General features: G+C 62.0%; 13 protein-coding genes. 1 reads left to right on the top strand and 12 read right to left on the bottom strand.

Features of this window, described 5'->3' with window-relative positions:
* Together P3T23_RS46480 and P3T23_RS46475 are read right to left on the bottom strand one after the other, a co-directional pair.
* Positions 1 to 183: hypothetical protein (locus P3T23_RS46480; RefSeq protein WP_429322755.1), on the bottom strand; the 183-nt coding region annotated here is incomplete at its 3' end.
* A 264-nt stretch (positions 184 to 447) separates the two neighbouring features.
* Entirely contained in the window at positions 448 to 1,089 is a 642-nt protein-coding gene (locus P3T23_RS46475) for a hypothetical protein (RefSeq protein ID WP_429322754.1), read from the bottom strand.
* Between the two features lie 371 nt (positions 1,090 to 1,460).
* On the opposite strand from P3T23_RS46475, the gene P3T23_RS46470 reads away from it, so the two are divergent.
* Entirely contained in the window at positions 1,461 to 2,789 is a 1,329-nt protein-coding gene (locus tag P3T23_RS46470; protein WP_429322753.1) for an IS110 family transposase, read from the top strand.
* Here the strand turns inward: P3T23_RS46470 and P3T23_RS46465 are convergent.
* From P3T23_RS46465 to P3T23_RS46420, 10 genes are all read right to left on the bottom strand, one after another.
* A complete protein-coding gene (locus tag P3T23_RS46465) occupies positions 2,693 to 3,121 on the bottom strand; it encodes a MarR family transcriptional regulator (protein WP_429322752.1) in 429 nt (142 codons plus the stop codon). The genes P3T23_RS46470 and P3T23_RS46465 overlap by 97 nt on opposite strands.
* Before the next feature lie 59 nt (positions 3,122 to 3,180).
* The gene (bamE, locus tag P3T23_RS46460; protein WP_429322751.1) at positions 3,181 to 3,720 is read right to left on the bottom strand and encodes an outer membrane protein assembly factor BamE domain-containing protein; all 540 of its coding nucleotides are present in this window, start codon (positions 3,718 to 3,720) and stop codon (positions 3,181 to 3,183) included.
* A gap of 182 nt (positions 3,721 to 3,902) precedes the next feature.
* Positions 3,903 to 4,118 (bottom strand): hypothetical protein, encoded by a 216-nt coding sequence (locus tag P3T23_RS46455; RefSeq protein ID WP_429322750.1) that lies wholly within the window; start codon positions 4,116 to 4,118, stop codon positions 3,903 to 3,905.
* Between the two features lie 85 nt (positions 4,119 to 4,203).
* Positions 4,204 to 4,722 (bottom strand): outer membrane protein assembly factor BamC, encoded by a 519-nt coding sequence (bamC, locus tag P3T23_RS46450; RefSeq protein WP_429322749.1) that lies wholly within the window; start codon positions 4,720 to 4,722, stop codon positions 4,204 to 4,206.
* 123 nt (positions 4,723 to 4,845) lie between these two features.
* Positions 4,846 to 5,694 (bottom strand): molecular chaperone DnaJ, encoded by an 849-nt coding sequence (locus P3T23_RS46445; protein ID WP_429322748.1) that lies wholly within the window; start codon positions 5,692 to 5,694, stop codon positions 4,846 to 4,848.
* 560 nt (positions 5,695 to 6,254) lie between these two features.
* Positions 6,255 to 6,554, bottom strand: coding sequence for a hypothetical protein (locus tag P3T23_RS46440; RefSeq protein WP_429322747.1), 300 nt, complete (start codon positions 6,552 to 6,554; stop codon positions 6,255 to 6,257).
* Positions 6,555 to 6,686: 132 nt separating this feature from the next.
* Positions 6,687 to 7,262 (bottom strand): hypothetical protein, encoded by a 576-nt coding sequence (locus P3T23_RS46435; RefSeq protein ID WP_429322746.1) that lies wholly within the window; start codon positions 7,260 to 7,262, stop codon positions 6,687 to 6,689.
* 153 nt (positions 7,263 to 7,415) lie between these two features.
* Entirely contained in the window at positions 7,416 to 8,054 is a 639-nt protein-coding gene (locus P3T23_RS46430; RefSeq protein WP_429322745.1) for a peroxiredoxin, read from the bottom strand.
* Positions 8,055 to 8,087: 33 nt separating this feature from the next.
* On the bottom strand, positions 8,088 to 8,732 hold the full coding sequence (gene folE, locus P3T23_RS46425; RefSeq protein ID WP_429322744.1) for a GTP cyclohydrolase I FolE: 645 nt from the start codon (positions 8,730 to 8,732) through the stop codon (positions 8,088 to 8,090).
* A 111-nt stretch (positions 8,733 to 8,843) separates the two neighbouring features.
* Entirely contained in the window at positions 8,844 to 9,011 is a 168-nt protein-coding gene (locus P3T23_RS46420; RefSeq protein ID WP_429322743.1) for a hypothetical protein, read from the bottom strand.
* Positions 9,012 to 9,296: the final 285 nt, after the last annotated feature.

Below are 9,296 nucleotides of genomic sequence, written 5' to 3'. Positions count from 1 at the left end.
AAACTTGTCGCGCTTGCTCTCCTTTCCCTGACGTTTGCCGGCAGCGCATTCGCTCAGGATTTCGGTCATCGCGAAGCCGACGCGCATCGCGCGGCGGCCGAACATCGCACGCATGAAGGCGAGCGCATGCATCGCAATGCCCGTGACGACCGGATGCATCGTGATCAGATGGCCGACGGGCATCACGACGATCATATGGCGCGTTAAAGCTGGTTTGTCTGCCCATGCTCCGTGCAATGCGCGGAGCATGTCTCGTTCTGGGATTGCTGATCGACGTGACAGTGTTCTGTACCCGGCGAACGCGTTGTCGGTCCGGCCGGCCGGTACCTGACAGGCCACGCGCAGCGCTGATAGCTGCCGGCGTCAGGCCGGCTCCGCGCCGACCTGACGCCGGTGGCTTGGAACCCTGTTCGCGGTTGCGCCCGTCCGATCAGCCGATTAGTCATGTCAGTGATCCGGCCCAATACTGACATCGATCCGGTAAAGGGTGTACTCATTTGGCCCGAAGCTGCAGTAGTCCCAGCAGCGGAACTGGAATTGCATCGTGTATTTGTGCGGCACCGCCAGTTCCCGCGTGAGGCCTTGCCCGAACCCGAGCGCGCCTGCCTGCCGAAGCTCGGACAGGCCTGCCGCCGACGAGGTGTCGAACCATGACGACATCCGTTCGCCAGATCCACCGGCAGGTTCCCAGCCAGCCTTCCTGAAATCAGCCTGCAACCTGTTCAGCAGTGCGACAGCGTCATTGAACGGCAGCGCCTCCAACATGGGTGACGTGGCGATGGTTGCAACTTTCCTGTTACGCCAGGTCACCTGCGCGAACTTCGTAGCAGGAAGTGTGAAGCCGTTGGCAGGATCGCTAAACACAATGACGACTGCCGGGGCATCGACAGCCGTCATTCCGGAACCTTTGCCGGGGGCGGTGGAATGTTTCGCAACGGCAAACGTCGATCCCTTGACCACATCGTCGTAGCTTTCGCCGATCCGCACAGACAAGGTGGTCGTCGGCACGAGGTATTCTCGGTTGACCCACACAACCGCGCCCAGCATGACGACGATGGTAACGACAGTCCAGAAGCAGAGGCGTTTCATCTGGGACATCCGGCGCCCATCGGTGCGCTCAGTCACTCGATTGCCCGTCCCGGTCGCGGGATACGCTGCCCTGCAGTGGCCGGCGGCTGGCCATGCACGTTTCCTGGAAGCATTCCAAACCCGTGCCGGGCTCGGCGTTGGCGGAGAAACAGAGATGCGGTATACAGGTAAGCGGCAGCGCCGCAATGACCGACACGGCAATGGTGCATGCCTGCGGCGTGCCTGCCGCAGGATAAGCCCGCCTGGAAGCATGGTCCGGGATTCGTCGGCGACAGTGGCGAGCAGCGCGAGCTGCATCCCGTTCGAGAGATAGAGTCAATCTTGACGAATACCCATGGCGCTGCCGTTCACTAACCAGTGCGGAGCAGGCCATGGCAATGCGCAAACGTGAAGACAGTCCCGAGGTGTTTCCGAATGCGGCCGGTATCGATATTGGAGGCTCGAGCCACTGGGTGGCCGTGCCTGCTGCGGCCGCTGAGGACCCAGTGCGGGAATTCGGCACGATGACCGACGACCTGCACGCGATGGCCGACTGGCTGCTCGCGTGCGGCGTTGACACGGTGGCACTCGAATCGACGGGCGTGTACTGGATCCCGGTGTACGAAGTGCTCGAGCGGCGCGGGCTGACCGTGTGGCTGGTCGATACGCGACAGCTGAAGTACGTGCCGGGTCGCAAGAGCGATGTGATGGATTGCCAGTGGCTGCAGAAGCTGATGAGCCTGGGGTTGCTGCGGGCAGCCTGGCGCCCGGGTGATGCGGTCTGTGTGGTGCGTGCGGTGGCCCGCCAGCGCGAGGTGCTGCTCGCCGAACAGGGCGGCTGGGTGCAGCGCATGCAGAAGGCTCTGGTACAGATGAACCTTCAGCTCACCGAGGTCCTCACGGATGTGATGGGCATGACCAGGCAGGCGATCGTGCGGGCGATCGTCGCCGGCGAGCGCGACCCGAAGGCACTGGCACAGCATCGCCACGGCCGCGTGAAAGCCAGCGCGGCCGAGATCGAACGGGCGCTGACCGGCAACTGGCGCGAGGAGCATCTGTTCGTGCTCGCGCAGGCGCTGGCGATGTTTGACAGCCTCGCCCAGCGCATCCTCGAATGCGACTCGAAGATCGAGGCGCTGCTCGTCCCGCTGGGCCGTCACGAGGCGGAACTGGCCGGCCCCGGCAAGCGGCTCGGCAAGAACGCCCCGCAGTTTGATGCACGTGCGGCCCTGGCCCGCTGGGCCGGCGTGGACCTCACCCGCATCAACGGCCTGTCGGTCACCACCGTGATGACGATCCTCTCTGAGATCGGCCCGGACCTGAGCCGCTTTGCCAGCATCAAGCACTTCTGTTCATGGCTGGGGCTGTGCCCCGGCACGAAGATCAGCGGCGGCAAGGTGCTCAGCGCGCGCACCCGGCGCTCCGCCAACCGCGTGCGCCAGGCGCTGAAGCTCGCCGCAATGAGCCTGTCACGCAACGATTCCGCGCTCGGCGCGTTCTACCGCCGGCTGTGCGCCCGCATGGACAAGCCGCGCGCCAACACCGCGGTCGCCCACAAGCTTGCGCGCATGGTGTACTTCATGCTCACGCGCGGCGAAGCCTTTGTCGACCAAGGTCAGCAGCACTACGAGGAGCAGCAGCGCCAGCGCAGCATCGCGGCGCTCAGACGCCGCGCGTCCGCGCTTGGTTTCCAGATCACTCCCGACACGAAAACGGCCTGAAAACCACGCGTACTTCCATGCGATGTTTCTCGAGAGCGCCGGTTTGCCGCGTCATAGCCCAGGAGGATCGCCGTCGGCAGCGCATACCGGTCCGCCCGCTCACGCTCCAGTCGGATGTCCTCTTCCGTCGGCACACAGTAGACACTGTGCCCACCGTCGCGGGTCTGCCTGACCATGCCCCTTGCGACACACCCGGCCAGCACCTTCTGCACTTCTGGTGTGCTGTAGCCCGCCAGGCGTGCGATCTGCTGCCCCGTGTACGACGTACCTGGCGTCAGGTATGCCAGCACCTTCGCCGGCGTGAGGGCTGGATTCTGCACTGCTTTCGTCATATCGGGTCGTGTCTTAAACCATTTTTGTCGAAAATTTCGCTTTTACCGGCCGCCCCTCGTCATGGCTTTTCTCGCCTAGGCGCTTCCGATCGCGACGTCCGGATCACGACGCCATCCGGAGAAAAATGTGCGTTGAACATCGCATCGCCCGACACGCCTCCTTCCTGCCAGTGCCAGCTCCATACCGTTTCGTGACTCAACGCATACCGGGCAACCGTTGCCGGTCTGCCGAGCAGTCGTCGCACCTCATCCTTCGTCATGCCTGGCGCGACCTTCCCGATATTTTCCGCAGTCAGCGCCTGAGTGATCGCGAGGAGCATCCCGTCCGGCCCGAAATCGATCATCCAGGTATTGGTGCCATTGGGGCCGCGCGGATACTCGAGCCGCTGTGACCCGTCGTCATTCTGCCAGACGATTTCGGGCTTGCCCGCCTGCCGGCGCACGTCGTCGATGGTCGACACACCCGGCTGCAGGTCGCCGAAGGCCATCGCGTCCGGCTTGATCGCGTTAACCGCGTCGGCGACCTTCTGGTCGTCGCAGCCGGCTATGAGGATGCCGACCGTGCAGGCGGCCAGCAGCGTCATCAGGTGTCTTCGCATGTCTGTTTTTTCTTCATCATTTTATTCGGCCCCGCTAGAAGCGCGTGCCGGCGTGACACCCACCCGCAGCGGCGCCATTGGTAGCCGCGCCCCCGCACCCGAATATGCCGCATCCGCTCAACAAAGCCGACGTGGCGAGCAGCAACGCTGCCGCCATAAATTTTCGCAGTCGCATCATCATTTCAGTGAAGTGTTACAGCGCGCGGAAACACGAGCACCAGGATCACGTGAAGAAATGCCCACGCTAACAGCAGCGCGCCGGACAGGCCCGCGATGGCCCGCAGCGGTGTCCATTGAAACGCAACCCGATCCGCCACCTGTGCGTCGCCCTCGCGCGATCGTTGCCCAACCAGGCTTTTCAGATCCCCGATGCCCGCACTGTATTCCTGTTCCTGCATGTCCGCCTTCTCCTTGTTGATGTTTATGTATTCGTTTGTGCGCCCTTCCCTGTCGTCGCGTCGGACTGTCCGCCGCGGAGTCAATTCAGTGGAGCTGACTGACCAGCAGTGTCATGATCTGCGCTGCCGTTCGCGAGGTATCGGTCCTGCCGAGGTCGTCGATGATGGCAACACGCGTCTGCTGCGGCGTCACCGTCCGCAGGCCAATGCGATACTGCCGCGCGGACTTTTCCTTCCGGCCATCGACCAGCTGACTCCAGAAGCCCTGCTCAGCCGCGCTTCGATCCATCGGATCCGCGTAGCGAATGACATAGACGCCCTGCGAGCGATCGCGATCCACAACGGTGAAGGAGCAGCGCTCAAGCGCGCTCCCCACCTGCAGCCACGCCCGGGCAAATGGCGAAGCCAGCGTCAGTTCCGTCACCGCGTGCGGCAGATTCACTCCGTCGCCTGGCGGCAGTTGGGTCCCTGACACATCCGGTGGAACAGTCAGGGGCCCGTTCTTCGCTCCGTAGCTCGACGGCGACTGTGAAGCGCAACCAGCGGCAAGCACGCCGGCCAGTAGCCACGCCGCGAAACGGAAACAAAAGGGAATAGACTTCATATCGTGCGGCTTCTTCGGCTGCGTCACGAGCACTTCAGGCCATGACGGTTGAGGGATTATTTTTCGCAACATCGTTCGAGGCGCCATATCCATATAAGCCAGCACAGTCCGTCCGTTTCAATGTCAAAACAGCATCGTGTCGAAGTCTGATGCAGCGGGTACGAATTTGAAGCGTTTCAGCCAGAGCTTCAGATTCTTGATGTCTTCGAACGCAGCAAGATCCTGTTCAAGCGTTCGAATATTGAGCCGGAGCTCCTTGAGCTCAGCGGTGAGATTTCGTAGAACGGTATCGGGAGAGACGGCTTCGAAAGGATCGATGCCGTAAGCATGCCGAAAGGCCGACTCGACGTGGAAGATCTCCTGATCGAGTTCGCGCACCTGCTCCTTCAGGATCCCATTGTAGTGTTTCAGCCGCTCTTCGCTCATGCTGTTGAGGGCATGCTGGTCGATATGCTCAAGCTCGAGTTGCAGCTCTAGCAGCTGCAGCAGGTTGTTTTTCTGATAGGCCTCGTTGACGCGTTGCATCAGCCTGGTTTTCCGGTCACGCTCCTGTGGATCGGTTTCGCGATCGGGATGCAGGGCACTGGCCAGTTTGCGATAGACCTCGCGAATGGAAAGGCTGATCTGCGCCTGCTGCTCTTGTGCACGGGCTTCGGCGGCCTGTTGCCTGGGCGATTTTTTCCGTTTCGCGCGCCGGACGTCCCGCTCCGCGTTTTTTGCCGCCCATTCCGTCTGGGTTTGCTGGATATGCGCGTGTGCACGGTGTAGCAGGTCCTCCGGGGAACGCAGGTCGAGATCGTCGCCCAGATCAATGCCGAGCACCGTCTCGAGCACGGATTTCATCCCGTCGACTTCCGCAGCAATCTGGCTGTCGTAGTTGGTGGGGCTGTACCTGTCGTAGACGGCTTTCAGCACCTTGCCTTCATCCCCGTCTTCGTCGATCAGATCGCCCGCCAGATCGACGATCACCATGGCCAGCTTCCGGCGTTCTGTCTTGGTCAGTTCCCTTTGCACATGGGCCCGATCGAGACAATGCACCATCCGGATCTGCAGCGTGGTTGAAGTCCGCTCAAGAGGCAACAGTTCGTTGACGTATTGCTGCTGGAATGTGGGCGTGATGGTTTCCCAGGCGCGAAGCCGCCCGCGACATTTTTCGATCTGCCTGATCAGCGAGTTGAACGTTTTCTGCCCTTTCGATAAGGCCGGCTTGTCGTGATTGTGCGCGATGCCGACGGAGCGCAAGTTTGTCCTGATCATGGGCTGGATTTGGGTTGAAGGCAGGGGAAGGAAACGGCAATGTGTATTTTACCCGATGGTTCGATGTACGAACCAGGTGGGTAGGTGACCGGTGCGTATCGTAGCGAGCGCAAGGTGGTTTTCGAGCGATCGCGCGCGAACCCTGGTGATCGGCATGGGCAGCAGCATGTCCTTCGTGAGCGGCTTGCGGCCGGGCTTGTATACGGTGCGGCGGGATGAACGTGCCATGGAAGCGTTGAAAATCCTGAAATGCGGATGAAAAGCCGGCCGTAATCTCAGGCGTCGGGGCGGTCAGTCCGGTTCCGCCTGAACGTGACGTGGTTCGCATATAGCCAGTCGAGCAGTCCCCAGCCGGCTACCCATGCCGCCAGGCCGATCAGCCATCCCGCCCACGATTCGGCTTCAGGTAGCGCCGACGAACATGCGGCACCAATCGCGATCGCGGCGACAAGCGCGAACAAATACAGTCCGACTGGTGCGCCGCAGTGCAATTCCGCCTGGCAGCCCGGACAGAATCTGGCGGCGCGGAGGACGCCCGTATCGCAGTAGGAGCACTTGTAGTGTGTCCGGTTCATGAGTGTTCCGCTATCACGAGTTTGAAAACCCGATTCGCAGGCACCGTTGCGGATGTCTGTGGCCGGTCCATCATTCGTCGCGCCCCGATTCGGGAAGCTCCGGTTGTGACCAGCGTCGCCCGCATGTCGCAATCATTTCTGCCTCAGCGGCGCGCGCAGGCTGCACGCGACCAGCGTATTCAGCTTAAGTGCGATCTCCTCAAGGTCCCCGGTGCGCGCAATGACCTGCGCTTCGGTGAACATGAATGGTGACAGCGAGGCGGTCTCGCGCGCCTGACTCACGGCGATGGTGAGTGCGCCCAGCGCAAGCGTCGTAGCGCCCAGCGCCGCATTCGCACGATCGATGTGCTGCCACGCCCGGACCGCGGGATCGCCGCGCGCGGGGATGCTGCCCAGCTCGGCAATGACCCGGTCCAGTTGTCGACCCATCTGCCACACGAACCAGGAGGGTCTCGCGACGAGGGCGTCGGATTGCCCCTGACCATGCGGTGCACGCTGCTCAAACCACGAGGCCTCGTCGGCCGGCACCTGCGGCAGTTGCGCCCTCAGGCTAATCGTCGATCTGAGAATGTCGGCAGCGCCGGTTTCGCGCATGCCCTTACAGACGTCAGCGGTTACGGCCTGCGCAGCACCCGGCATGCTTGCCGCGCAGGCGGGCAACACCGACAGCAGCGCGCTGACGAACAACGGGATTCGGACCAGTTTCATGAGTTCAGTCAGTCCCGTCCAGTTCAACCCGGCTGTCCATTACGGCGAGTCTCGCGGCATCGGTCCCGTTTCGCCGGGCGTCGTTCCTGAATTGCCTCGATCACGTGCACACTCATTCTCCTTGACGTGGTATGTGGATCTCGCCGATGCGGCCTATCTGTCCGGCTGCGGCGTCATGCGCAGATACGGACGCAACGCCTTATAGCCCTTCGGGAACGTCAGCCGGATCAGCTCTTCGTCCTTGAGCGACGGCACGATCACCACGTCGTCGCCGTGCTTCCAGTTGCCCGGCGTCGCCACCTGATGGTGGTCGGTGAGCTGCAGCGAATCGATCACCCGCAGCACCTCGTCGAAGTTGCGGCCCGTGCTGGCCGGATAGGTGATCGTGAGGCGCACCTTCTTCTTCGGGTCGATCACGAAGAGCGAGCGGACCGTGAAGGTTTCGCTCGCGTTCGGATGGATCATGTCGTAGAGCTGCGAGACCTTGCGGTCGCCATCAGCGATGATCGGAAAACCGACGTTCGCCGCCTGGGTCTCGTTGATGTCAGTGATCCATTCGACGTGCGATTGGGTACTGTCGACCGACAGCGCAATCGTCTTCACGTTGCGTTTTGCGAACTCATCCGCGAGCCTCGCCGTCAGACCGAGCTCGGTCGTGCACACCGGTGTGAAGTCCGCCGGGTGCGAGAACAACACGCCCCAGCTATCGCCCAGCCAGTCGTGAAAGCGGATGCGACCGAGGCTCGAATCCTGCTCGAAATCGGGTGCGGTGTCGCCAAGACGCAGACTCATGCGTGTACCTCCGTAAAGGGTGATGTAAAGGAACTACTTGTGATGCCTGATGGCATGCAGGAATTCCGTGCGCGCCTGCATGTTGTGACTGAACTCGCCCGCATAGCACTGGGTAACGACGCGCTCATCCCCCCGCCGGTCTTCGCCCATCAGCAGGCATAACTGCTCCGCCTCGATCAGGCAGGCCGCGCCGCGCGCCTCGCCATGCGTGACGAGTGCGTTCGCGATCCCGTTCGTGATCCATTCTTGATAGGTGTAGCGATGGCTGATCGCATCGATCATGCGGGCGATGCGACCAAAGCCGTGGAGCCGCCCGCCCGGGAGATAGGCAACATGCGCAACGCCACGGAACGGCAGCAGGTGATGCGGGCATACGCCGTGTACGGCGATGCTGCGGATGATGACCATGTCGCGCCGCGCGTCTTCAAAGCCGCTGCCGAGCACCGCAGCCGGGTCCGCGTCATAGCCGTCGAGCAGACGCTTTTGCCACAGTTCGCGCACGCGCTGCGCGGTCCTGCCGGTATGTGCCGGATCGATGTCGATGCCGCTGGCCTCAAGCATGCTGGTTACGGCCTGCTCGAACGCCGCGGCATTGAATTCGCGTATCCGTCGAATGCCGGTTTCGCCCGCGTCGGGAAGAGGTGGATGAACATGATCATGCTGATCTGCAAAAGACATGAACTCTCCAGAATACGCTCCCCTGCAGAACTGTAGAACAGGGGGCCTTTGCTTCCGTTTGCTTCCCATGCGTCTGACGGCCGCCCGGTTCGCTTCAAGACGTCACCAGTATCAGGCGTCATCTGCATCAAGAAGCGATGCGGCGACCATCACACCAATCAGCGCGCCCGCCAGCAGGCCCACGATCGCTCCCTCGGCTGCGGCGACGCTAACCCCGATCGCAACGCCCAGGAACATGCAGCCCGCTATGATGCCGAAGTGAAATCGATCGAATCGCATGGTTTTTTCTTCAGGTACTGACTGCCGTTGGGGAAATCCGTGCGCACGCCTCCGGGGATATGGATCAAGGTTTCGCCCGGGACATTGACGGGAAGCGGAGTCGCATCGCCTGGCAAAGGCCGTTTCTGGGTTGTTTGCACCGATTGCGCTCTACTCGAACGAGATGACAAGCCGTTTGCCGCAGGCGGCGGCATACTGCCGCAGGACGTGCAGCGGCACGGCATGGCCGGAGGCTATCCGGTTTTCCATGTGCAGGAGATCCACCGTGTCCACCCCCATCCGTTC

It is taken from the genome of Paraburkholderia sp. GAS448 (assembly GCF_050435685.1).
In the GTDB taxonomy this organism is placed as follows: Bacteria; Pseudomonadota; Gammaproteobacteria; order Burkholderiales; family Burkholderiaceae; genus Paraburkholderia.
This window is presented reverse-complemented; position numbering and strand designations above follow the sequence as displayed.

What these genes read in the sequence shown, in the direction of transcription:
- P3T23_RS46475 (WP_429322754.1), bottom strand. Translation starts at nt 1,089, where the DNA reads ATGAAACGCCTCTGCTTCTGGACTGTCGTTACCATCGTCGTCATGCTG.
- P3T23_RS46470 (WP_429322753.1), top strand. Translation starts at nt 1,461, where the DNA reads ATGGCAATGCGCAAACGTGAAGACAGTCCCGAGGTGTTTCCGAATGCG.
- P3T23_RS46465 (WP_429322752.1), bottom strand. Translation starts at nt 3,121, where the DNA reads ATGACGAAAGCAGTGCAGAATCCAGCCCTCACGCCGGCGAAGGTGCTG.
- bamE (WP_429322751.1), bottom strand. Translation starts at nt 3,720, where the DNA reads ATGCGAAGACACCTGATGACGCTGCTGGCCGCCTGCACGGTCGGCATC.
- P3T23_RS46455 (WP_429322750.1), bottom strand. Translation starts at nt 4,118, where the DNA reads ATGCAGGAACAGGAATACAGTGCGGGCATCGGGGATCTGAAAAGCCTG.
- bamC (WP_429322749.1), bottom strand. Translation starts at nt 4,722, where the DNA reads ATGAAGTCTATTCCCTTTTGTTTCCGTTTCGCGGCGTGGCTACTGGCC.
- P3T23_RS46445 (WP_429322748.1), bottom strand. Translation starts at nt 5,694, where the DNA reads ATGGTGATCGTCGATCTGGCGGGCGATCTGATCGACGAAGACGGGGAT.
- P3T23_RS46440 (WP_429322747.1), bottom strand. Translation starts at nt 6,554, where the DNA reads ATGAACCGGACACACTACAAGTGCTCCTACTGCGATACGGGCGTCCTC.
- P3T23_RS46435 (WP_429322746.1), bottom strand. Translation starts at nt 7,262, where the DNA reads ATGAAACTGGTCCGAATCCCGTTGTTCGTCAGCGCGCTGCTGTCGGTG.
- P3T23_RS46430 (WP_429322745.1), bottom strand. Translation starts at nt 8,054, where the DNA reads ATGAGTCTGCGTCTTGGCGACACCGCACCCGATTTCGAGCAGGATTCG.
- folE (WP_429322744.1), bottom strand. Translation starts at nt 8,732, where the DNA reads ATGTCTTTTGCAGATCAGCATGATCATGTTCATCCACCTCTTCCCGAC.
- P3T23_RS46420 (WP_429322743.1), bottom strand. Translation starts at nt 9,011, where the DNA reads ATGCGATTCGATCGATTTCACTTCGGCATCATAGCGGGCTGCATGTTC.